We start from the raw sequence: 21637 nt of genomic DNA on the forward strand, positions 1-21637 counted from the left end.
CCCCCTGGCTTTATGCCAAATTGATTGCGATCGCCGTATTTTCCGGTACGTCTACCACACCATGATCTGTATCGACACTGACTGACTTTGTTCCAGTAAGATTTTTAATTGTCACTTGCTGATGTGTCACTTCAAATGCGAGCTTTTGACCATGCCACCACAGTTGAAATGCCAATTTCGTCCACGCTTTTGGTAAATGTGGCGATACCCTTAACCGCCCGTCTAAGTAGCGGATGCCACCAAAACCAAAAATTGTCATCGACCAAATACCACCAATCGACGCTGCATGAATGCCATCAGTACTACTGAACATATTGGGTCCCATGTCGATATCGCGTGCTCGTTGATAGAATTGATATGCCAACGCTTGATCACCAAGATCAGCGGCAAAGATACTATGTGTGAGCAACGATAACGACGAATCATGAGTGGTTTTAGGCTCATAATAATCCCAATTCTTGCGTTTGATCACTTGAGAGAAATGTTTTTCAAATAGGAATAACAATAAAATCACATCGGCTTGTTTAGTTACCTGCATGTTATCAACTTGCTCTAAGTTGAAATGATCAAACAAACTACCGACTTGATCTTCTTTTAAATACGCTGAAAGGTCCAAGGTTTGCTTACTGAGATAAGCATCATCTTGAGGAATAACCCCTTCGTCGTTTGGTTCTGGTAAATATAATTGACTAAGCTTAGATTGAATTTCTGCTGCCAGCGCTACCAAATCAAAACGTTGATCTAATCTCTGATAAGTTGCTTGGCGGTGTTCATGCAACTCAGAAATTAGCGTCAAGGCTAATTGCATGTTCCATTTTGCCATATGATTGGTAAAGGCATTGTTGTCAGCATGCTCTTTGTACTCGTCCGGCCCGATCACATCGCAGATCTCATAGCGATCAAGCTTTTGATTATATTCAAGTCGACTTGCCCAAAACCGAGCAGTATCGATAATGACTTCATAACCCATTGCATCAGCAAAATCAGTATCGCCAGTCGCCTGAATGTACTCATTAATGCCATAAGCAACATCAGCTGTAATGTGCTGTTCAATAAATCCTGACCAGATTTTTGTCGCTTTACCAGTGACAATATCTGTTGCGCCCCAAACTGGTGTCGTTTCGCCGTCGTCGATCCATGCCGACTCCCAAGGATACTGAGCCCCACGATATCCATTATCCGCGGCCTTACGTCTTGCGCCGCCAAGGGTCAAAAAGCGATAAGTTTCCAAGCTACGTGCAATTTTGGGATAAGTGAAAATGTAATATGGTAGCATGAATAATTCAGTATCCCAAAACGTATGGCCTTTATAGCCTTCGCCAGACAGCCCTTTAGCCGCAATGTTCATTCGCGGATCATGCGCTGGTGTCATTACGGTTAAATGATACCGGGCAAAGTTCATCGCCAACGCATCTTTGACGTCAGTCGATTCAATTTGAATTGGCATCCCGCGCCAGATCTGGTCTTGCCAGGCTTGCCCTGATTCTTCCAGCAAAGCATCGTAGCCCACCGTTTGCAAATTCGTGGTTCGCTTGAGACCTAGCTCACGGAGGCTAGCAATATCAGGATAGGTCACGTCTCGATCACGGGATGAATAAATAGTCGTGAGGTTGGTAAATGTGATTGTCTGGCCAACAGCTAATGATACTGGATAGGTTGAAATTAATTTACGCCGCAACATTTCAGTTTTGACGGTTCCGACTTCCGCTTCGGTTTGGAGTGAATGACCTGACGTAATCACGAAATTAATTTGCGACTGATCTGTTTTGGTTGAGAGCTGTAAAATATTTCCAGGATAAAGCCGTTTGACATCGTCGTTGAAATGTTGGGTCCCAGTATTCGTCACTTGTCCATTAATGCCAGCTGTCAACAATAGTTGCGTTGGCTGATCTAATGCAGTGATCCGGATGCGCTGCCCTAAGACATGTCGTTTGGCGAGTGAGACGAATCGTGATGATTCGAATTGATAGCGATGGTCGGCAACTTCCCAAATAAAACGTCGCGTGAGCTCGCCAGTCGCTAAGTTCAAACTGCGGTCATAATCAACCACCTCCCCAACCGCTAAATTTAGCGGGTTGTCATCAAGCGTGATCCCCAACCCGAAAACATCGGGCAAGTTAGGTAACTCTGTCACCTCATCCTCGTTGAAACGATCAAAGGTACCCGCCACAAAGGTATCGCGCTTTTCACCAACATAACTTTCTTCAGTGGCTGCTCGCGTGCCGAGATAGCCATTACCCAGCGTAAAAATCGCTTCATATTTGCCTAGATACGCTGGATCAAAGGCAGCCTCAGATAACCGCCAAGGATCGCCTTGATGATATTTCACCGTTGTCTTCATAATTGTTAACCACCTACCAATATTGGATGCGTTTACAAAAACGTTTTTGCAATTGTCAAAAAAATTTACCGATCATAGAAATAGTGATTTGAGCGAAAGGCCAATAGCCCTGCGCCTGCTAACCACACCGCAATGATCAACGCGACTTGAACTTGTAATAGTAATGCACCTACTGTAAGGGGGACCGCATACCAGCCATACCACTTCAATAACGGCCTAGGATCATAATTATCACGAAAATGATGGGCTAACCAAAGCGCAAAACAGATGGTGATCACCAATACCAACAGCAATGGTATGGTATGCACATGCGATAATGGGCTATGAGTAATCACTTCATTTGCCTTCATTGAGCACCCCTCCTTTCGGTACAACTGTCACTGTCGTTTGACCGACAAAATCTTCAATCGTACGCCTTGTAAACAAACAAAGGACAAAATTCACGAGTAACAACACAATACCAATGATCGGGGTGAAAAATAAAACTTTAGTCGCCTCACGAATACCGACAAATAAGCTATTTTGGCTGACTAATTGATGGGTGTCGACTTGCAGACGAGCACAGTACTTGCCAAACGTTTGGTGATGAAACCCAGTTAAGGCAATAATGTTGTAAAGCACAAACACTGCTTGACCAAGTAAGTCTGCTTGGCGCATCGAGCAGCCCAAACCCACAGTAAATAAAACCACAGCTGGGACATAGGCAATGATGAAATCAATCAAGCCAGCTAACGCTCGAACAATGGTATAGCGTACATGCATTCATTCACACCTCCAATCCTAAAAACGCTTTCTTTTTTGACTATAAAGCCGAAAACGTTTTCGGTCAAGTGTTTTATTTCGTTGTTCATCAAATTCTTAGTAAACTATCAATTTTGTTCGCGTAAAGGGCCTCCAAAATTGAACTCACAAAAAAACCGCCACTTCCGAAGAAGTGACGGTTACTATTCTGGGTGGTCAGGGGATCGAACCCTGGACCCACGGATTAAGAGTCCGTTGCTCTGCCAGCTGAGCTAACCACCCATGACTGCATTGCCATTTGACAACTCAATTAGTATATCATGAGTGATCCATTGCTGGCAAGAATTTTTATCACTAATCTTCAAGCCTGATCAAATGGTTCAACGCCTAAACGTTGCATCAGCACCAACGCTTTATCGCTGGCCAAGTCTAAGGCGCCACGTTCAAAACGTGATAATGTCGCGACTGAGAGCTCACCGGCTGCTTGTTGCAAAGTTAATCCTCGACTCATTCGAAACAATCGGAAAAACTGCCCCAATTGCGGTTCTTGCCCTGACTTCATTTGCTTCACCTCCAATCCTTGTATCTTTAGTATCAAGGCGAATGGCCCTGCAGACGAGCAAACTTGCGTATCTGCGTTTTGAATTGTCTACAATTCATTTCGCAACAAAAAACGACCAAAACCTGCTGATCAGCATGTGTTTTGGTCGTTCCTGTTTATTTATGATTTAACGGTATAAGTCGCTGCGACTTCACCGGCATCGATCAAGCCAGTTTGTGGCGTGACTTCGATCCCACGTTCTGAAGAATTGGTGATCACCACCATGATTGTCGTTGGCTTACCTGCTTTTTGAACTGCAGTAAGATCCATTAACGCTAGCGCTTGTCCAGATTCGACGCGTTGATCCACGGCGACGTTCATGGTAAACGGGGCCCCTTTCAGGGCAACAGTATCGATGCCCATATGGATCAACAAGTCTAACCCATCATCGGTTTTGATCCCAATGCCATGTAAGGTTGGCGCGATCATTGTGACCACCCCTGAAGCCGGGGAAACCACTGCGCCAACAGTTGGTTCAATGCCAAAGCCGTCGCCCATCATTTTCCCAGCAAACACTGGATCAGCACTTTCAGATAAAGGGATCACAGTGCCTTTTACCGGTGCCATTAACGGTTTAGCGATCGATGATTTTTTCAACCAGTTAAACATATTAGGCCTCCTGTTTCATCGCGATAGTATCCACATGCCTGACTAAATCAGCGAAATAGTCGATCACCACATCAGCAGTTGCTTGCACGTCAGCTGGTGCCTGAGCCATGCAATAAGCTTGATCAACCGTCGCAAACATCGGGACATCATTACCAGAATCGCCGACGCCGATCACATTGCCGGAAAAGTTGGCTTTAAGGGCTTGGATCGCAGCGCCTTTGCTGGTGTTTTTAGCGGTGACTTCGATGCGCTTGCCATCACTTTCAAATAACCCGAGTTCTGGGAAAAGTTGCTGCATTTCAGCAAGCACCGTCGCAAAACGTTCCGCTCCTGGACGCACATTGATTTTATAAATGCGCTTTTCAGCCACTGCAACATAAGGGTCGTCGAGACAAATCAAGGTCATCCCCCACAACCGACTTTGATCTTTTGGTTGATAATTCCCGATCCGCAACTCACCATCAAGGGCATCAAAGGTCAAGTGTTGCGCTTTGAGATAGTCAAGCACCGCTTGCAACTCTACAGCTGGGATCGCGCGATCAACAATGCGACGGCCAGTCCCATCTTCAACAATGGCACCATTAAAGCAGATCTTGTAATCAGCTTTGAAGTGCCCTAACGTTTCAATAAAAGCAACTTCTTTAGGCGAGCGTCCAGTCGCGATCCCCACAAAAAACTGTTTTTGAAGCTGATGAAACGCGGCTTCGTCGGCTGGCCGCAAAGCCCGAGAATCATAAACAAAGGTACCATCTAAATCGGTGATCACAATTGCGTTTTTCGCCATCCTGCTCCTCCTATTCAGTCATCCCTAACATATCTTGGATCTCCATTTTCAAGACATTGGCATGCCCACCGTAAATCGACTGCATTTGCATGCCAGATTCATTGAAGCCCATCGCTCCAAGGTCATTAACGATGGTTTGAGCGTCGACTTGGGCTTTGTCTTTAACATTGATCCGCAAACGCGTGATACAAGCATCGACTGCTTCAATATTATCAGGCCCACCATGAGCTTTGATCAACGCCATTGCTTGATCATGATCAGATAATTTCCCAGAAGCCGCTTTTTGATCATCTTTTAAGGTGCGCACACCCATTTTCTTACGAGTTTCATCTTTACCATGCAAGACGATTTCGCTGCCATCATCTTCGCGACCTGGTGTCTTGAAATCAAACTTCATGATCGCAAAGCGGAAGACCATGTAGTACAACCCGAAACAAAATACCCCAACGATCGGCATCAACCACCAATGTGTACGTGGTCCTTGTAAAACGCCGTAAATGATATAGTTGATCAAACCATGACCAGTTGGTGTTAAGTAACTCGCACCAAGCGCTGAAGTTACAGCCATTGTCGTCCCAGCTAATACCGCATGGATCCCGTATAATGCAGGGGCAACAAATAAGAAAGTAAATTCAATTGGTTCAGTGACCCCAGTTAAAAATGCCGTTGCCGCAGCAGCAAATAACAAACTGCCGACTTTTTTCTTATTTTCAGGTTTGGCGCAGCTATACATCGCTAGCGCTGCCCCAGACAACCCAAACATGTTATAAACAAACTTACCGCTAGAAAAACGGGTGATCATTGGATCAATCCAACCACCATGAGCTAAAGAAGCCATGTATGCAGCAATAGTGCCATGATATTCAGTCCCAGCGATTGTGAAGATCCCACCGAGTTCAGTGGTCCGTACCGGCCAGTTCAACCCGTGATGCAAGCCAAATGGCAGTAACAATCGTTCGATCACGCCGTAGAAGAAGGTCCCGATCGAACCTGACTTCAAGATCAATACTGACAACGCTGCGATCCCTGCTTGCACTGTTGGCCAAACAAAGAAGAAGGCGACGGCTGCCAAAGCCATCACTGGCATAATTAAAATTGGCACTAAACGAGGACCTGAGAAGAAGTCCAAAACCTTGGGCACATGCATTTTGATCGCGCGCTTATGCACGAAGTAAACAATGACCCCAGTGATGATCCCCCCAAAGACGTTTAAGTCCATGGTTTGGATCCCTAGCACTGTCGTTTGCATCTTAGCAGCTAACGCAAGCTTTGCTGCAGTGTCTTCTAAACCAGCGGTGCTGACGAGTTTACCGGTTGCTGTTAACAAGAAGTTCAACATGGTATGCAACGTCAAAAAGCCAAGCAATCCGGAAATGGCGGCGGAGCCTTTTTCATGTTTCGCTAAGCCTACTGCGACCCCCACTGCAAAAATCAGTGGCAGGTTGTTAAACGCAGCGGAACCCATTTTGCTTAAAAAGCCCATCACAAACTGAAAGACTTCGTTTTGCATCCAAGGATACATTTTAACAGTGTCGCCATTCGTGAATGCAGATCCTAACCCTTGTAAGATCCCTGCCGCTGGCAAAACTGAAACCGGCAGTAAAAATGAACGGCCAAACATTTCAAACCCTTTAGTCAAGTTACTGCGCTTTTTTGGCGGTGCAGTCGTGGTTGCCATATGATTTCCCCCTATATTCGTTTCAACGATTATGACAAGGTCATCGTATCATGAGGAAATAAAAATGACGGCGCTTACACAAAAGCGCCGTCATCCGTTAAATTTGACTATTCGAGTTACTTTTGACTGCGAGGATGTGACAAAATGTATTCAAACACCACATCAATGGCGACATTCAACATCAACCGTGAGCGCATCCGTTTGCGTGGGACTGGCGCTTGGTAAACTAACATGTTGCAATCAGAAAATTTCGCCACCGAATCCGCCCCGACGCCAGTGATCGAAATAATTTTTGCGCCAGTGGCTTTGGCTCGCACTAGAAATTGATTGACCAAGTCATTGCCACCACCTAGCGACAAAATCACGATCACATCGTCAGCTTGCGCAAGATCAGCAATATCACGAATTGAATATAATTCGTTATAATCATTCACCCAGTAATCCAATAATTTAAGTTTGCGGGTCAAATCACTCACAACGCTGACAGACGACCCACTCCCCACACAAAAGATCCGCCGTGCCCCATTCAAGTAATCCACAAACTCTGCGACTTTATCGACGTTCAACATTTGCATGGTTTTATCAAATTCGCTAATGATCCGCCCAGTAATCGTGCCAAAGTCTTCTGATGGCAAAGGCGCCGTATGCTCAGCTTGAGCGCTAGCAGCTGAGTACTTGAGTTGTGAGAAATTGGCATAACCTAATTTACGAGCGGCACGCATGACTGTCGCACTGGAAACAAATAACTCGTCAGTAATGGTTTTGATTTTCAAGTGATCAACGTCTCTTGCCCGCATCACCATATCGATCACCAATTGTTCATTACTACTTAATTCTTCGTAACGTTCTGCAATGCGTTCAAAAAATGTACTCATAGCGTCATCCTCCATATTCGACAAGTTCAATAATACTAGTGTATCTGAAAAGCGTCGGAAATGTTAGAAAATGCTTTATATTTATCTTTTTAAGGGTGGGCAATTAAGTTGTATCATATATAATGATTTAAAGACAACAAAAAACCGACATCCAATCAGATGTCGGTTACTATTCTGGGTGGTCAGGGGATCGAACCCTGGACCCACGGATTAAGAGTCCGTTGCTCTGCCAGCTGAGCTAACCACCCATATCGGTGCTGTCGCTTGACGACTTAAATACTATATCACTTGAAATCGCGTCGCGCAAGCGTTCCCGACAAAAAATCCTCAAAAATCATGGATCAGTGACAAGCTCATCCGCGGCAACAAGCAACGCTTATGCGCAAAAACGCCTTGCCAAGCAGATCCAAAGTACAGGATCTACTCGACAAGGCGGTTCTACTTTAAGCTAAAACCGCTTGTTGCCGCAGCAGTTTAATCGAGGTCGAACAAGGGATGGATCGATTGATTGGTGGCGATCAATTCGATGGCTTGACCGATCATTGGGCCAACCGATAAGATCTGCATGTTTGGCAGACGCTTTTCTGCAGGCAATTCAATCGTATCCGTCAAAACGATTTGCTTCAATGGCAACTTCCCAATGCGCGTTGCCGCACCGGCAGACAATACCGCGTGCGTTGCTGCTGCGTAAATATCTAAGGCGCCAGCTTCTTGCAATGCGGTGCAAGAATCAGCGATCCGTGTGCCAGTATCGATCATGTCATCGATGACGATGGCATGTTTGCCTTCCACATCCCCGATGACGCCGGCTTTAGCTTCACGTTTGTCGACAATGGCGATCGGCAACCCTAACAATTCAGCTAATTCACGGGCATGTTTAGTCCCTGAGTGATCAGGGGCGACGACCACAGCATTTTCACCAAGGTCTAAGTTGCGGAAGTAGCGGCCAAACAAGGCGACAGTCTTCAAATGATCAACTGGCACATCGAAGAACCCTTGCAGTTGATCCGCATGTAAATCGACGGTGACAATGCGGCTGATGCCATCCATTTGCAACATGTTGGCAACTAATTTCGCCGTGATCGGTTCGCGTGAACGGGCTTTGCGATCCGCGCGGGCATAACCGTAATAAGGGACGACCACGTTGATATGATGAGCAGAAGCGCGACGCAAGGCATCGACCATGATCATCAATTCCATGAAATTCTCGTTGACTGGATCAGACACCGGTTGGATCACATACACATCGGCGCCACGGACAGAATCATCAAGGTCGATTTGGATCTCCCCATCAGCAAAATGCTTCACTGATGCCGGTGACAGTGGCAACCCTAACTCTGTTGCGATTTTTTGTGCGAGTGGTTTATTTCCGTTCAGTGTGAAAAGTTTCAGTCCCGCCATGATTTCCTCCGTAAGTCTATAGTTGACTTCATTATACGCAACTTTGCGCTTCCTGAAAATAGGGTAAACCTCTGAATTTTGATGTCCATCTCATGTCATTCGATGGAGACCTGTTTCCGCATCACTTTACCTTATATCCGTCTACTTACGAGTACAAAGAACTCATTAAAGCACTTGCTCTATAGTTGCATTCGTCAATGGATATGCCTTTTCGCAAAAGAAAACACCCACCAATTGGCGAGTGTTGAGACCAATTTCAGCCAAACACAAGGAGTTCACGCACTCCGATAACAGCATTTTCGGCATTTAACATTATGGACCTCAATCGCCCATCGGTAGCAGGCCAACCAAGATTTCCAGCTTCCAACTCAGCAACTACATTTTCACGATCAAACGTCCCGGTCTTGCTTAATCCTGTATCAGGATTTTCAAACAGGAACTGCTCTTGATTTCCAGTCTTACTAATCAAGGTGTAATACATCATCTCAATCGGCCTCCTCTCGCTGACGATATTATACCAAGCAAAGGCACCTTTCGCCTCAAAAAAACGCCACCCGATAAGGTGACGCTATCCTGCCTGCGCGCATTAGTAATGTTATTGGTAATGGGTTTGGTAGTATGACCGACTAGAATGGGCCATCTTAGCGATGCAACATTTTTTAAAATGCCTATATTACTGCGCTTTGCAGCTTTTTAAATACAGTAGTAACTAGGTCAGAGCCTATAGGGTATACTAACCCTAAGTTGAAAGGAGCTGGAAAAATGTCACCCACTCGAATTTTAACCTTGCCTGGGAGCATCAATTTACGCGAACTCGGCGGTTACGCCACTGAATCTGGACAATATCTCAAATGGCGCAAATTGTTGCGTTCTGGTTCTTTAGGCTACTTAAAAGATGAGGCTGGTGCCATGCTTGAAGCTTATGGCACGGTATTTGATCTCGATTTTCGCTCGGATAACGAAGTGCAGACCCGCCCTGATCGCATTCCTCGCAGTATTTCCTATCAACAATTGCCGGTTTACCCCTTCGTCGACCAACAAAAAGGCGGTTTATTCAAACGCCTCACCAAAAAATTCCGCAAACCTTCTGTGACCGACATGATGGCCAACACTTATTGTCAAATGTTGACTGATAGCCACGCAAACGCCGCTTATCGGCAATTATTCGACCTTTTATTAGCAAATGATCAACCTAACGCCTCGATCCTTTTCCACTGTACTGCCGGCAAAGACCGCACTGGGATCGCAGCGATGATGATCGAAGGCGCACTCGGCGTTCCTGAAGCCACCATCCGCGAAGATTACTTGCTGACCAACCTCGTGTTAGAAGCCCCTGATCAAATGGCGCATGCCGACCTTCGCCATGGCGCTGACCAATTCGTTAACCAAATGAATCGACATGAGGCTGAAACCAGCAACTATGAGGCGATCCGCGACTTGATCGCTGATCAATATGGTAGCTGGGACGCCTACCTCACCAAACAACTCCGTTTATCAACTCACGATTTAGCAGATCTGCGGCAAATTTATTTAACTGACTCCCCTGATCCAAAGGACTGATTTTATGAAAAAACGTTACCTTGTCGCTGGCACCTTGCCAATGTTACTGACTGCCGGCACCTTAGCTGCAGCTGAAAAACTTTATACCTACGCCTTTAAGCGCATTAATTATGTGCCTGATGCCTCTGATGCGATGCAAAAATATGCCAATGACTACTATTATCATGTCGATTGGGTCGAACACCAACAACCTGCTGTGTGGCATTTGGACACCCCAGATGATCAACATCTCTCAGCGTTATGGTTAGCAAACCCGAATTCCAACAAAGCGGTGATCATCGGTCACGGTTATAAAGGCACTGGTATCACCATGGCCAACTACGCACACATGTTTTACGATATGGGCTTTTCCGTGTTGTTGCCTGATGACCGCGGCCATGGGCAATCAGATGGGACTTACATTTCATTTGGTTGGTTAGATCGGTTAGATTATTTGCAGTGGTTGCAATTGATCATCAAAAATTTAGGCACTGACTGTGAATTATTGTTATTCGGCACTTCCATGGGCGGTGCCACGGTCAGCTTAGTCGCAGGTGAGTCGACGTTACCTGCACAAGTGAAAGCCATTGTTGAAGATTGTGGTTACACCTCATTAGATGATGAACTCACTTACTTAATGAAGCAGTTGTTTCATCTCCCTAAAAAACCTTTGGTGCCACTGGCCAGTTTCATTAACTACCGACGTTTAGGCTTTCCGATTTCGCGCGTTGATGTCCGCGCGGCTTTGCGCCGCAACACCCGGCCACTGCTAGTGATCCACGGTCAAAAAGATGTTTACGTCCCGACTTGGATGGGCCCTGCAAACTACAAAGCCAGCGCTGGTCCCAAAGCGTTGTGGTTAGTCCCTGATGCGATCCATGCGGAAAGTTATTGGGTCGATCCAGTCGCTTATGCCACGCATATTCGCGATTTCATTGCACCGTATTTCACCAAGTAAAAATTTTTTCGACCGCAAAATATATTTTGCGGTTTTTTTGCGTATATATATAGTGACGGCAGAAAAAGCAGTTGACAGTGGCCTAGACCGATGTTATATTGGACTAGACCAAGAGAGGGAGGAATTTTTCATGGACGTCAAAGTATTCGACAACAAAGACCAAGCAAGTGAAGCAGCATTCGAATTTATCAAAGCAGGTTTAGCTAACGGTGCCACCACATTAGGTTTGGCTACTGGGAGTACCCCAATTCCGCTGTACAAGCACATGACTGACAGTGATCTCGACTTCTCCAATATCACATCCGTAAACTTGGACGAATATGTTGGCTTAGCCCCAACTAACGACCAAAGCTACCGTTACTTCATGAACGAACATTTATTCAACTTGAAGCCATTCAAAGAAACTTTTGTTCCAGATGGCTTGAACAAAGACGCTGAAGCAGAAACGAAGCGTTACGACCAAGTGATCGCCGATCATCCGATCGACATCCAATTGTTAGGTTTAGGCCAAAACGGTCATATCGGCTTCAACGAACCAGGTTCTGACTTTAACGGTGGTACGCAAAAGGTTCATTTGACCCAATCCACTATCGATGCCAACGCCCGCTTCTTCGAAAAAGAATCCGACGTGCCAACTTACGCTTACTCCATGGGGATCGGCTCCATCATGAAGAGCAAGAAGATCTTGTTGTTGGCCTTTGGTGAAAACAAAGCTGACGCCATTCAAAAAATGGTTGAAGGCCAACCGACTGAAGATGTCCCTGCATCTGCATTGCAAAACCATGCTGATGTCACCGTCATGATCGACAAAGCTGCGGCTTCTAAGCTCAGCAAGTAATTCTCGATCAAACACGAAACCGCCTGTCGCGATGCGACAGGCGGTTTTTTGCCGGTTCGGTTTTTGAATTTGAACCTCCGACTAGCACGTCGCTCCATAGTGAGGGTCCTCGGCCGAGCTAACTTGAATCATTCGCGACGCTCCGATTCAAGTGGATCTCGACCTGCGGAACGCAGTAGGCGGTAAAACCGCCAACTGCGTTCTCACTATGGATCGACGGCTAGTCTCCGGTTCAAATTCAAAAACCGGCGACGATGCTTGGCAACAAGCTGAGTTTAGTTAAACCATCAACGGTTGCCGTTGATCAGAACCGGGCTTCACGACACTAGGCAATGAGAACTGCAACGTGGTTTGGTGTTGAATATCACCAGAAGCTAAGGCGACTTGGGCATCATCGATCACGGTGAAACCATATTTTTGCCACAGCTTTAGGCGTTCAGGCGTTGCGTTGACCATCATGGTTTGTAAATTCGTCATTTGGCCTTGATACTTGGCCACGATCGCATTTAAAATGGCTTGTTCATAACCTTGATCGCGCAAAGCAGTCGGTAAGATCAACCGCCGCAACCACAAGGTATTATCATGCGGATAACCAACGATCAAGGCGATGGCAGCGACTGGTTTTTGACCATTTGAGATCAAGCGATAATGCAACGCACTAGGCTTGACGCCTTCAGGAACGCGATGAAGATCAGTTTCGACAGTGGCATGCGTTGGCATTGGCGCCCCATTTTCTCGAAAATAAGCTAACGATCCACGATATAATTTCATCAAGGCATTACGTTGCGGCATTGAACGCACCGTTTGAAATGATAATTCCAAAATAACGACTCCCTTCCCATGATTTGTTTCTTCAAGTTAGGTATACCTTGAACATTGGTATAATGCAAGTTTCAACGCTAAAATCAGACAGAATATTTTATTTAGGCAAAACTAAAGACCACCAGGATTTAACTGGTAGCCTTCACGATTTAATGCAATTGTTGAAGCAAATAATGTAATTGTCCTTGAACGCGGATCTTCGTCGCTTCACTGATATGTTGGCGATCGGCAAACAACAGATCAGACGCCAATGAATTGCGTAATAAATCGATCACGATCGACGCCAGTTGCGCGGCATTGGTCACATCTAAATGTAACCACGGCAACGTCGCCAGTTGGGCACTCATGGTTTGGACAAATTTTAACGCTGATTGATCAAGCCATGCACTGGCTTTTTGCGATAACAAGTGCCGTTCGCGAACGGTGATCACAAACACCTGATAGCCTTCAGGTGCCGATAACACCGCCCAAACTTTCTCAAAAGCTTGCATCATCGCTTGCTCCAACCCGTCAAGCGTGTCCACGCCTTGCAGCTGCATGCGGATCATATTCAACCGATCACTGATCCCAGTGGCGACAATCGTATCCAACAATGCTTGTTTGCCTTGAGGAAAATAATAATAGAGCAACCCATCAGCGATGCCCACCGTTTGATTGAGTTGGCGGGTGGTGGTATTGGCAAAGCCTTGTTCTGCAAATAACTCTTGGGCGGTTTTTATGATTTGCTCACGCCGTTGACTGTTATGTTGCGTCATAAGCTCACTCCCTTCAACGAAAAAGGTACGGCGCACCCCGTACCTTCTCCGTGCGTATTTGAGATACGTCATCAGCGGTCAGTCGCGGACCACTAACACTGAGATCGGGGCATACTTAGCCATGTATGCGGCTTGCGAGCCGAAATGGCGTTTGATCCCTTTTTTCGCTTCAGCACCGACCACTAATAAATCTGGTTGATACTTAGGGATCAAAGTTTTGACGATGGTTTCACCAGGGTCGCCTTCTGCGATGACGGCAGTCACTGATTTGATGCCAGCTTTTAACGCGAGGTGGCGATAATCTTGAATATGTTGTTCTAAGGCTTCTGCTTCGCCATGGACATAATCTTTATCCATCGCCTCAAACACTGAATAGTCATCTGATTCTAAAATGCTGGTAATGATCAACGCCGCATCATCAGCAAGCGCCCGATGAATCGCATAGCGAAACGCCGCTAACGCATCTGCAGAGTCATCGACCCCGACGAGAATTTTTTGATAATCTTTGGCAGTCATTATTCTGCGCCTCCTTCATAATCAGGCGTGGCGCGGACTTCACCGTTTTTAGCGTGGAGTTGGGCCAACTTCTTGTCGCCGCGGTAAATATCGACGGCACACCATGCTAGCAAGGCAAGCACAGCAACAATTGCAATATATGATGCGATATGCGCCATGTTCACATCAGCGGCACTGGCATGATCGCCTAAGAACCCAGCGAATGAATCAGGTAACGCGATCATGTTCAATACCGTTAAGCCAACGACTGAAACCCAGCCGCAGACTTTGACCCACGCCACGTTTTTGAAGCGGGCGCCCATTTCCGCAGTCGAATCTGTCATCATCAACAATGGCAACATGGAAAATGGTAAGGCGAAGGCTAAGAATACTTGGGAGTTGTTCATTAAATCATTTAACGCAGTATGTTGGTCGATTTTATTCATCCCAGAAGTCATCGCCACACATAACAGCACCGGGATCACAGAAATCAATCGGGTGATCAACCGGCGAGCCCACAAAGGCATCCGCATATGCACGAAGCCTTCCATGATCACTTGCCCAGTTAAGGTCCCGGTGATCGTGGAGTTTTGACCACTGGCAAGGAGTGCAATGGCAAATAAAGCAGATAATACGCCAGACTTCGCCACCGCGATCAACACGCTGTTGGATAACATGTCAGTGTTGGATAACGCTTGATACAGTCCAAAAAACGATGGATCTTTGACGACACCAGATTTAAACACGGCGACACCCATGATCAATAACAAACTGTTGACCACAAAGGCAATGGATAACTGGATGTTGGTATCCCAGTTGGAGAAGCGCACCGCTTGGTGAATGTCTTCTTCATTGCTGTGATCGATTTTGCGGGTTTGAGAAATTGCTGAGTGTAAGTACAAGTTATGCGGCATCACCGTGGCCCCGATGATCCCTAAGGCCCCAGATAACGGCGTCATGCCGCCGACAGTTGGGTGACTGGCAATGGTGCTAGCACTTGGGACTAAGCCTTTGATCACGCCACCCCAGTCAGGATCAGATAACGCGACTTGGTAAACAAAGACAAACAAGATCACTAAGATCAAGCACACAACGATGGCTTCGATTTTCCGGAAGCCGATTTTCGTCAATAACAATAAGATCAAGACGTCAAAAACAGTAATAAAGACAGCAATGACTAACGGAATATTAAATAGCAGGTATAACGCGATGGCAGCCCCGATCACTTCCGCGATATCAGTGGCCATGATCGCAAATTCAGTCATGATCCATAAAATGATGCCTAAAGCCTTACTTGTGCGAGCACGAATCGCTTGCGCAAGGTCCATTTGGGTAACAATGCCCAGTTTAGCCGCCATATTTTGTAGTAACATGGCGATTAAACTGGAAATTAAGATGACGGACATCAATAAATATTGGAAATTTTGACCACCGGTAATGGAGGTTGACCAGTTACCTGGATCCATATACCCGACTGCCACTAATGCAGCTGGTCCTGAATAAGCAAACAACGTACGCCAGAAGCCTTTGCCTTTGGGAACTTCTACCGTGCCGTTGATTTCTTCAAGGGATGGCCCGTTAGCATATTCAATTAATTTATGCTTTTCAGGCTGTTTGTTTTCATCTTTCAATTTGAACGCGCTCCTTTCTGAAACACCTTTTAGTCTAACCGAATCTTTTCATAAGTAAAGGCTAAATTTAGTGTTTCCTAAATTATTTTAAGTGATGGTAATGCCCGTCTACAGGCTTCAACAATCAAAAACGCGGAACCTATATAGTAGGTTTCGCGTCAGCTAAGTTATTTTTTGTCGGTTGAACACTCGCTCAATTTACGGGCAAGCTAAACATTTTTCGCGGCATAAGCGAGCATGTCAGCATTTTGTTGATTCAATAATGGTGGTAACGCGTCAAAAGGCCAAAACTTCAGCCCTAAGGTTTCATCGGTCGCTTGCGTCAGCAACGCCCCACCCACTGGTGCCACTAAATATAACATCGCAATGGTTTGGGCGACGTCCCCGTTAGGATATCTCGTTTCACCTTTATCAAACAATTTCAACGGCCGCACGATCCGTACATCAAGGCCACTGTCTTCTTTGTATTCGCGCACGATCCCTTCCGCATAGGTTTCACCGTATTCTAAATACCCACCAGGCAAACTCCAATTATGGGTGTCGGTGCGCAGATTCAATAAGACTTCGCGCTTGTCGTTCAGGAGAATGCCACCTGTACAATTGAGAATGATCGGGGTGTGGCCGACCAGCTCGCGGATCATTTTGATATAACCATAAGTCATCGTTGTCACCTCCTGCCCACACTCTACCGGAAGTTGCAGACTCGCGCAAGGCAACGGTTTCACGCACCCAACAAAACGTGTACAATATACCTTGAAGACTGACAAAATGGGGGCGTTACTGGTGCCAAAATACACGATCAATGATGTGGCCAAGCAAGCTGGGGTATCTAAGGCGACAGTTTCTCGTTATTTAAATGGTCATTTTGAACGGATGTCTGAAACCACCAAAGCGCGTCTGAAAACCGTGATCGCCGACCTGCATTACGTGCCCAACCACAATGCCAGTGCGTTAAAATCCAAGCGCACTCATCAAATCGGCGTGGTGGTCGGCGACTTGGCCAACGGCTATGCGCCTTATTTAGTCAAAGGGATCGCGGCGATCACCCAACCAGCTGGGGTCCAGATCTTAGTCGCAGAAGGCAAAACCGTCGCCCAAGAGCATGAAGTGTTATTGAATTTACTGTCGCAAAATGTCGATGGCATTATTTTACAACCGCGCAGCCCTAAAGCTTCTGATTATCAATTCTTACAAGATGCCAATGTCTCGGTGATGCTGGTCGACCGGCTAGTTGACCCGCTAGTCTTTGCTTGTGTCACCTCAAATGATCGCCAAGCCACTCATATCTTAGCGCAAGCAGTGCTTGAAAAAGGTTATCAACAAGCATTAGTCATCGCCAACCCCTTAGCGGAAGCCACGGTACGACAAGAACGCTTCGACGCTTGGCAAACTGTCGGCAAAAATTTGAATATTCCAGTGACATTGTTAGAAGTCGACTCAGATGAAGTCGACGACTTACAAACGTGGCTGACACGCGTTCACGATCAAAAAGCGGTGATTTTTGCCGCCAACGGGAATTTGATGTTAGCAACTTTAAAGTGGTTGCAACATCATCACATCGCGATCCCTGGTACAGTAGGCTTGTGCGGCTATGATGACTGGCGCTTCGGCGGGTTAGCCGCGCCAGCATTAACGGTGGTCAATCAAGACCTCCATCAAATCGGCAAAACCGTTGCCGCGCAATTAATGGCATTGATTGCCGGTGAAACGATCGAAATATGTCGCACTGAAATTCCTGCTGATATTCATATGCGGCAATCGGTATAACAAAAACGGAAGCGACCTGACTCAGGTGCTTCCGTTTTGTGTTTTATTCAGTATAAATTTGCCGTTGAACATCTGCTGTGAGCTGTGAATTAAGCCCGAGCACCCCCAGCGGCATCCCTGTGTACACCTTACCGTCTTTTGTTAACACGAGGCGTCCGAAATGACCGATTTGCGCATCCACTTCAGGTTGGCCGGTACCGTAATCGAATTCCACGTCGTATACCGCATCAACGGAGAAATCTTTCAGTTCATCATTTTCATTTAAACTAAATTCTGCTTTGGTGTTAGTTTGCTGCGTCATGAAATGGGGATCATGCGCATCAGGGAGTTGTGCGATCGCCCAATCGTAGAAAGCTTGCGCACTGGCGAAGATCTCCGTTAGCGGTTTCGCTTTTGGTTCTTTGCCTTTGGTGACATCTGCGCGCATCGCGTCGAGTTGTTGTTTGGTGATATCTGCAAAGATGTTCCCGCGTTTATCGCCACCGCGGCCAGTCATGGTGTAATCGCCGTTGCGTGAAATCTTCAGCATCGCCATTTCATGAGCAGACAACCCCGTCCCTGACGCATAGATCCCCCAAATGCTAGCAATATAAGTATCTCCCTCAAAATGTGATTGCGTTTGATCGACATAAGCGGCGCTGAGGTCTTTGCCTTCACTATAAGCAAAAAATGCGCGGCGTTGTAATTCCGTTAGCGGAATCTTCTTCGTATCTTGCGCATCGATTGCTTTTTGGACGCCTTGAATCAAAGTTTGATTGCCTTCTGCTAGCTTTGGATAAGTCATTTGCTTCAAAAACGCTTGGAAAGCTTTCAGTTCAGCCAACGTCACATGTTCGTTCAAGGTCCCACCATTGGAGATCTTGGCAATTGCTTTTTTCAATTCATCGCGTTCTTTGAGCTGCGCCTCACAAGTCGATAACACTTTCGTCAGCGTTTGTTTCAACTCAGAATTAGCATCTGCGACTTTGAGTTTGGCTTTGGTGAGCGCCGCTTGGTTGGTACTTTCAATGATCAACGCGGTGTCATCAACTTTCGTATCGACCAAAGCTTCTGGCATCACCAACGCATTGACTGCGCGAGTGGCCAGGCGGGCTTTTTGCAAACGACTTAAATTGCGACTGCGCTTGGCTTGCGCGGCGTCGAGTTGTTGCAGCCGCTTGCGAGTCGTGGCGGTCGGTTTCGCGCGATAAACTTTGACCTTAGCGATCAACTGCTGATTTGAAGTTTTCAAGGCATTGAGCTGTTGTGCCGTGGTACTTGATTTAATGTACACATTCGGCTTCGCCCAGTGCTTTGCGACTTTCGCATCAAGCTTTTGACTGGCCGCTTCAGTTGCGGTCAACGCTTGATCAACTTTGGCAGTCGCCTGCTGTTGGGTATGGTTGTGCCACAACCCCACGGCAACTAAGCCCACCACTACAACGATCAAGGCGACGAGACTGCCCCAAAAACTTTTTGGATGGGTCTGGATCCACTTTTTCATCTACCCCAAAACTCCTTTTTTCTCGATACTTCTATTAAACCATGCCAGTATATTTTTTAATACGTTTACACAAAAAGTAGCATCGTCACAAAATTGTGGCGGTGCTACTTTTGATTATTCGCAAGCCAAAACACAAAGGGCAGATTTTAAAATGGTCAGCAAAACTTTTGGGGGCTGGCCGCAGAAACATTAATTAATCTTCGTCGTCGTCATCATCGTCTTCTTCAACCAAACCTTCCCAAGCCGTTTTGCCAAGGAATGCTTGCAAGTGGCGGATGTTGCGGTTGTTTTCACCGCGCAACTTAGTCAACGCTTGCGCCATCGCTGGACGATCTTCACGTTCAGCGAGTTTGATCGCGCGATCGATGAACAAGTTGGCAAAGGTCAAATCATGTGCCGTGGTGTCCACCATGTTTTCAGCGGTTTCATATTTTAACCGGCCGTCTTCTTCAACTTTGGTGTAGCGGGTGTATTCATCGACTGTTGACGGTGGCAATTGGTTCTCGTCTAATAATACATCGGCTAAATCATCAAGTTGCGCGCGGTTTTGAGCGATCAAGTCGCGGTAAACTTGTTGCAGTTGGAAAGCTTGAGGGCCTTTAACAAACCAGAGAATTTGGTGATACTTCACATCCAAATACCACATGTTCGCAACGATATGGCCAGTCATCGCACCAGCAGTGGGCTTGTGGTGATCGATATCGGCTTGTTTAATTTCTGCTTGATATTGTTCTTCGATTGATTGAGACATCTGATGATTCCTCCTATTAAAGATCTTTGACTTTGGTTTTTTGGACTTCGTAGCCGAGTTTAGTGACCACATCAGTGAGTTGTTCGGCAGAATTTTGGGTGTCATCAAATTCTGCTTTTACTTTAGCCGCATTGAACAAGACTTTGACATTCGCAACACCAGGTTGTTGTTTGACGGCGGCTTCGATTTTAGTTAAGCAAGACGGGCAAGTTAAAGCGTCCAGTTGCATTGTGATTTTTTTACTCATGTTGATGACTCCCTTCGTTTGATTACAAATACAGTGTACCGGGGTTTCGTCAAATCGTTCTTGATCTATATCAAGTTTGCGACAATTTTTGACAAAATTCGTTAAAACCGCCACACTGAATGCAACCCGTTGAAAAAAGGAGATTTTCTGCATGAACCCAGCCCTTGATCACATTGCGATTTCTGGTATTCGCCGCTTTAACGACGCGGTGGCCGGCATTCCTGACATGGTGCGCTTAACGTTAGGCGAACCAGATTTCAACACCCCTGAACATATCAAACAAGCCGCGATCAAAGCCATTGACGATGATCAATCGCATTACACCGCTAACGCTGGTGATCCGCGATTACGCGCCGCGGTATCAAAAACTTGGCATGATAAATATGGCGTTGACTATCGATCAGATGATGAAATCTTAGTCACAGTCGGTGCCACTGAAGCCATTGCCATCGCCTTGCAAGGTTTATTTGCCCCAGGCGACGCAGTGTTAGTGCCGGCACCGGTGTATCCTGGCTACATTCCATTATTGACGCTGAATCACATCAAACCGATCATCATCGACACCCGAGCGAATGATTTCTCCCTGACGTCTGAAATGATCGATCAAACCATTGCGGCACATCCAGATGACCATATCGCTGGGATCATTTTAAATTATCCCAATAATCCCACTGGCATCACTTATAACGCTGAACAACTCAAAGCGTTAGCGGCGACTTGTGTGGCGCATGATCTCATGATCTTAGCAGATGAAATTTATGCAGAATTAACTTATGGTGCCCCGCATGTGTCGATTGCCAAATTTGCTTGGGATAACACCGTGATCATCTCTGGTTTATCCAAGTCTCATGCGATGACTGGCTGGCGCATCGGCTTCTTGTTAGCCCCTGCTGCGATCACCCAAGCGTTGAAGAAAATTCATCAATATACCGTGACTGCTGCAACGACAGTGGCACAAATCGCTGGCATCGAAGCCTTAGAACACGGCCAAAACGATGGCGCTGACATGCGGGTGATCTATCAACAACGTCGCGACTACTTATTAAAAGCGTTGCAAAACATCGGCTTTTCAGCGATCGATCCCCAAGGGGCGTTTTACTTATTTGCCAAGTTGCCTGAACGCTTTGCCGCTGACTCTGAGAAATTCTGTACTGATTTAGCCAAAGCCGACCGCTTAGCGATTATCCCTGGCACTGCTTTTGGTGACGTCGGCCAAGGCTATGTCCGGTTGAGTTATGCTGCTAGTGAGGAAAACTTGCACCAAGCGGTTGCTCGGTTGACTCACTTCGTTGAAACACATTAACTTTTCTGCAAACCGCCT

23 protein-coding genes and 2 tRNA genes are annotated in these 21637 nt (G+C 46.3%); 5 read left to right on the top strand and 20 right to left on the bottom strand.

Annotation, left to right across the window (positions count from 1 at the left end; translation table 11 throughout):
- Window positions 1–10 precede the first annotated feature (10 nt).
- The 12 genes from EKM92_RS05765 to EKM92_RS05820 form a co-directional block, all read right to left on the bottom strand.
- Window positions 11–2341 carry a glycoside hydrolase family 65 protein gene (locus EKM92_RS05765; RefSeq protein ID WP_125708819.1) on the bottom strand — a complete coding sequence of 777 codons (2331 nt, stop codon included), beginning with the start codon at window positions 2339–2341 and terminating at the stop codon, window positions 11–13.
- A 65-nt stretch (window positions 2342–2406) separates the two neighbouring features.
- Window positions 2407–2691 carry a hypothetical protein gene (locus EKM92_RS05770; protein WP_125708821.1) on the bottom strand — a complete coding sequence of 95 codons (285 nt, stop codon included), beginning with the start codon at window positions 2689–2691 and terminating at the stop codon, window positions 2407–2409.
- A complete protein-coding gene (locus EKM92_RS05775) occupies window positions 2678–3103 on the bottom strand; it encodes an RDD family protein (protein WP_125708823.1) in 426 nt (141 codons plus the stop codon). The genes EKM92_RS05770 and EKM92_RS05775 overlap by 14 nt, the downstream gene beginning before the upstream one ends.
- A gap of 188 nt (window positions 3104–3291) precedes the next feature.
- A tRNA-Lys gene (locus tag EKM92_RS05780) sits at window positions 3292–3364 on the bottom strand.
- Window positions 3365–3443: 79 nt separating this feature from the next.
- Window positions 3444–3644: a helix-turn-helix domain-containing protein gene (locus EKM92_RS05785; RefSeq protein WP_125708825.1), complete on the bottom strand. Its 201-nt coding sequence runs from the start codon at window positions 3642–3644 to the stop codon at window positions 3444–3446.
- A 159-nt stretch (window positions 3645–3803) separates the two neighbouring features.
- Window positions 3804–4292: a PTS sugar transporter subunit IIA gene (locus EKM92_RS05790; RefSeq protein WP_125708827.1), complete on the bottom strand. Its 489-nt coding sequence runs from the start codon at window positions 4290–4292 to the stop codon at window positions 3804–3806.
- Window position 4293: 1 nt separating this feature from the next.
- On the bottom strand, window positions 4294–5076 hold the full coding sequence (locus EKM92_RS05795; RefSeq protein WP_125708829.1) for an HAD-IIB family hydrolase: 783 nt from the start codon (window positions 5074–5076) through the stop codon (window positions 4294–4296).
- Between the two features lie 10 nt (window positions 5077–5086).
- Entirely contained in the window at window positions 5087–6754 is a 1668-nt protein-coding gene (locus tag EKM92_RS05800; RefSeq protein ID WP_125708831.1) for a PTS transporter subunit EIIC, read from the bottom strand.
- Between the two features lie 116 nt (window positions 6755–6870).
- On the bottom strand, window positions 6871–7629 hold the full coding sequence (locus tag EKM92_RS05805) for a MurR/RpiR family transcriptional regulator (RefSeq protein ID WP_125708833.1): 759 nt from the start codon (window positions 7627–7629) through the stop codon (window positions 6871–6873).
- 175 nt (window positions 7630–7804) lie between these two features.
- Window positions 7805–7877, bottom strand: a tRNA-Lys gene (locus EKM92_RS05810).
- A gap of 226 nt (window positions 7878–8103) precedes the next feature.
- Window positions 8104–9030 carry a ribose-phosphate diphosphokinase gene (locus EKM92_RS05815; protein WP_125708835.1) on the bottom strand — a complete coding sequence of 309 codons (927 nt, stop codon included), beginning with the start codon at window positions 9028–9030 and terminating at the stop codon, window positions 8104–8106.
- A gap of 256 nt (window positions 9031–9286) precedes the next feature.
- A complete protein-coding gene (locus tag EKM92_RS05820) occupies window positions 9287–9514 on the bottom strand; it encodes a hypothetical protein (protein WP_125708837.1) in 228 nt (75 codons plus the stop codon).
- Window positions 9515–9792: 278 nt separating this feature from the next.
- Here EKM92_RS05820 and EKM92_RS05825 point away from each other — a divergent pair, with 278 nt between their 5' ends.
- The 3 genes from EKM92_RS05825 (at window position 9793) to EKM92_RS05835 (ending at window position 12365) form a co-directional block, all read left to right on the top strand.
- Window positions 9793–10590, top strand: coding sequence for a tyrosine-protein phosphatase (locus tag EKM92_RS05825; protein WP_125708839.1), 798 nt, complete (start codon window positions 9793–9795; stop codon window positions 10588–10590).
- 4 nt (window positions 10591–10594) lie between these two features.
- The gene (locus EKM92_RS05830) at window positions 10595–11527 is read left to right on the top strand and encodes an alpha/beta hydrolase (RefSeq protein ID WP_125708840.1); all 933 of its coding nucleotides are present in this window, start codon (window positions 10595–10597) and stop codon (window positions 11525–11527) included.
- 130 nt (window positions 11528–11657) lie between these two features.
- Entirely contained in the window at window positions 11658–12365 is a 708-nt protein-coding gene (locus tag EKM92_RS05835; protein ID WP_125708842.1) for a glucosamine-6-phosphate deaminase, read from the top strand.
- A gap of 279 nt (window positions 12366–12644) precedes the next feature.
- Here the strand turns inward: EKM92_RS05835 and EKM92_RS05840 are convergent, their stop codons facing one another.
- The 5 genes from EKM92_RS05840 to EKM92_RS05860 form a co-directional block, all read right to left on the bottom strand.
- On the bottom strand, window positions 12645–13187 hold the full coding sequence (locus EKM92_RS05840) for a GNAT family N-acetyltransferase (protein WP_125708844.1): 543 nt from the start codon (window positions 13185–13187) through the stop codon (window positions 12645–12647).
- A gap of 149 nt (window positions 13188–13336) precedes the next feature.
- Window positions 13337–13942 carry a TetR/AcrR family transcriptional regulator gene (locus EKM92_RS05845; RefSeq protein WP_164509910.1) on the bottom strand — a complete coding sequence of 202 codons (606 nt, stop codon included), beginning with the start codon at window positions 13940–13942 and terminating at the stop codon, window positions 13337–13339.
- A 78-nt stretch (window positions 13943–14020) separates the two neighbouring features.
- Window positions 14021–14458 (bottom strand): universal stress protein, encoded by a 438-nt coding sequence (locus tag EKM92_RS05850; protein ID WP_125708848.1) that lies wholly within the window; start codon window positions 14456–14458, stop codon window positions 14021–14023.
- Window positions 14458–16068 (bottom strand): Nramp family divalent metal transporter, encoded by a 1611-nt coding sequence (locus EKM92_RS05855; RefSeq protein ID WP_125708850.1) that lies wholly within the window; start codon window positions 16066–16068, stop codon window positions 14458–14460. Before EKM92_RS05855 ends, EKM92_RS05850 begins: the two co-directional genes overlap by 1 nt.
- Before the next feature lie 209 nt (window positions 16069–16277).
- On the bottom strand, window positions 16278–16730 hold the full coding sequence (locus EKM92_RS05860) for an NUDIX hydrolase (RefSeq protein ID WP_125708852.1): 453 nt from the start codon (window positions 16728–16730) through the stop codon (window positions 16278–16280).
- 106 nt (window positions 16731–16836) lie between these two features.
- Between EKM92_RS05860 and EKM92_RS05865 the strand changes: the two genes are divergently transcribed.
- Window positions 16837–17835, top strand: coding sequence for a LacI family DNA-binding transcriptional regulator (locus EKM92_RS05865; protein WP_338035104.1), 999 nt, complete (start codon window positions 16837–16839; stop codon window positions 17833–17835).
- 43 nt (window positions 17836–17878) lie between these two features.
- On the opposite strand, the gene EKM92_RS05870 is transcribed toward EKM92_RS05865, so the two are convergent.
- From EKM92_RS05870 to EKM92_RS05880, 3 genes are all read right to left on the bottom strand, one after another.
- Complete coding sequence (locus tag EKM92_RS05870; RefSeq protein ID WP_125708856.1) at window positions 17879–19318, bottom strand: hypothetical protein; 1440 nt, start codon at window positions 19316–19318, stop codon at window positions 17879–17881.
- A gap of 193 nt (window positions 19319–19511) precedes the next feature.
- Window positions 19512–20069 (bottom strand): ferritin-like domain-containing protein, encoded by a 558-nt coding sequence (locus EKM92_RS05875; protein WP_125708858.1) that lies wholly within the window; start codon window positions 20067–20069, stop codon window positions 19512–19514.
- A 16-nt stretch (window positions 20070–20085) separates the two neighbouring features.
- Entirely contained in the window at window positions 20086–20316 is a 231-nt protein-coding gene (locus EKM92_RS05880) for a heavy-metal-associated domain-containing protein (protein ID WP_125708860.1), read from the bottom strand.
- Between the two features lie 151 nt (window positions 20317–20467).
- Here EKM92_RS05880 and EKM92_RS05885 point away from each other — a divergent pair, with 151 nt between their 5' ends.
- Window positions 20468–21619 (top strand): aminotransferase class I/II-fold pyridoxal phosphate-dependent enzyme, encoded by a 1152-nt coding sequence (locus EKM92_RS05885; RefSeq protein WP_125708862.1) that lies wholly within the window; start codon window positions 20468–20470, stop codon window positions 21617–21619.
- Window positions 21620–21637 lie beyond the last annotated feature (18 nt).

Source organism: Lacticaseibacillus porcinae (assembly GCF_003946305.1).
GTDB classification, from domain to species: domain Bacteria; phylum Bacillota; class Bacilli; order Lactobacillales; family Lactobacillaceae; genus Lacticaseibacillus; species Lacticaseibacillus porcinae.

Coding starts and splice junctions, on each gene's coding strand:
- EKM92_RS05825 (WP_125708839.1), top strand. CDS start 9,793: ATGTCACCCACTCGAATTTTAACCTTGCCTGGGAGCATCAATTTACGC.
- EKM92_RS05800 (WP_125708831.1), bottom strand. CDS start 6,754: ATGGCAACCACGACTGCACCGCCAAAAAAGCGCAGTAACTTGACTAAA.
- EKM92_RS05830 (WP_125708840.1), top strand. CDS start 10,595: ATGAAAAAACGTTACCTTGTCGCTGGCACCTTGCCAATGTTACTGACT.
- EKM92_RS05815 (WP_125708835.1), bottom strand. CDS start 9,030: ATGGCGGGACTGAAACTTTTCACACTGAACGGAAATAAACCACTCGCA.
- EKM92_RS05820 (WP_125708837.1), bottom strand. CDS start 9,514: ATGATGTATTACACCTTGATTAGTAAGACTGGAAATCAAGAGCAGTTC.
- EKM92_RS05835 (WP_125708842.1), top strand. CDS start 11,658: ATGGACGTCAAAGTATTCGACAACAAAGACCAAGCAAGTGAAGCAGCA.
- EKM92_RS05865 (WP_338035104.1), top strand. CDS start 16,837: ATGGGGGCGTTACTGGTGCCAAAATACACGATCAATGATGTGGCCAAG.
- EKM92_RS05765 (WP_125708819.1), bottom strand. CDS start 2,341: ATGAAGACAACGGTGAAATATCATCAAGGCGATCCTTGGCGGTTATCT.
- EKM92_RS05775 (WP_125708823.1), bottom strand. CDS start 3,103: ATGCATGTACGCTATACCATTGTTCGAGCGTTAGCTGGCTTGATTGAT.
- EKM92_RS05795 (WP_125708829.1), bottom strand. CDS start 5,076: ATGGCGAAAAACGCAATTGTGATCACCGATTTAGATGGTACCTTTGTT.
- EKM92_RS05870 (WP_125708856.1), bottom strand. CDS start 19,318: ATGAAAAAGTGGATCCAGACCCATCCAAAAAGTTTTTGGGGCAGTCTC.
- EKM92_RS05860 (WP_125708852.1), bottom strand. CDS start 16,730: ATGACTTATGGTTATATCAAAATGATCCGCGAGCTGGTCGGCCACACC.
- EKM92_RS05770 (WP_125708821.1), bottom strand. CDS start 2,691: ATGAAGGCAAATGAAGTGATTACTCATAGCCCATTATCGCATGTGCAT.
- EKM92_RS05885 (WP_125708862.1), top strand. CDS start 20,468: ATGAACCCAGCCCTTGATCACATTGCGATTTCTGGTATTCGCCGCTTT.
- EKM92_RS05805 (WP_125708833.1), bottom strand. CDS start 7,629: ATGAGTACATTTTTTGAACGCATTGCAGAACGTTACGAAGAATTAAGT.
- EKM92_RS05875 (WP_125708858.1), bottom strand. CDS start 20,069: ATGTCTCAATCAATCGAAGAACAATATCAAGCAGAAATTAAACAAGCC.
- EKM92_RS05880 (WP_125708860.1), bottom strand. CDS start 20,316: ATGAGTAAAAAAATCACAATGCAACTGGACGCTTTAACTTGCCCGTCT.
- EKM92_RS05785 (WP_125708825.1), bottom strand. CDS start 3,644: ATGAAGTCAGGGCAAGAACCGCAATTGGGGCAGTTTTTCCGATTGTTT.
- EKM92_RS05790 (WP_125708827.1), bottom strand. CDS start 4,292: ATGTTTAACTGGTTGAAAAAATCATCGATCGCTAAACCGTTAATGGCA.
- EKM92_RS05845 (WP_164509910.1), bottom strand. CDS start 13,942: ATGACGCAACATAACAGTCAACGGCGTGAGCAAATCATAAAAACCGCC.
- EKM92_RS05850 (WP_125708848.1), bottom strand. CDS start 14,458: ATGACTGCCAAAGATTATCAAAAAATTCTCGTCGGGGTCGATGACTCT.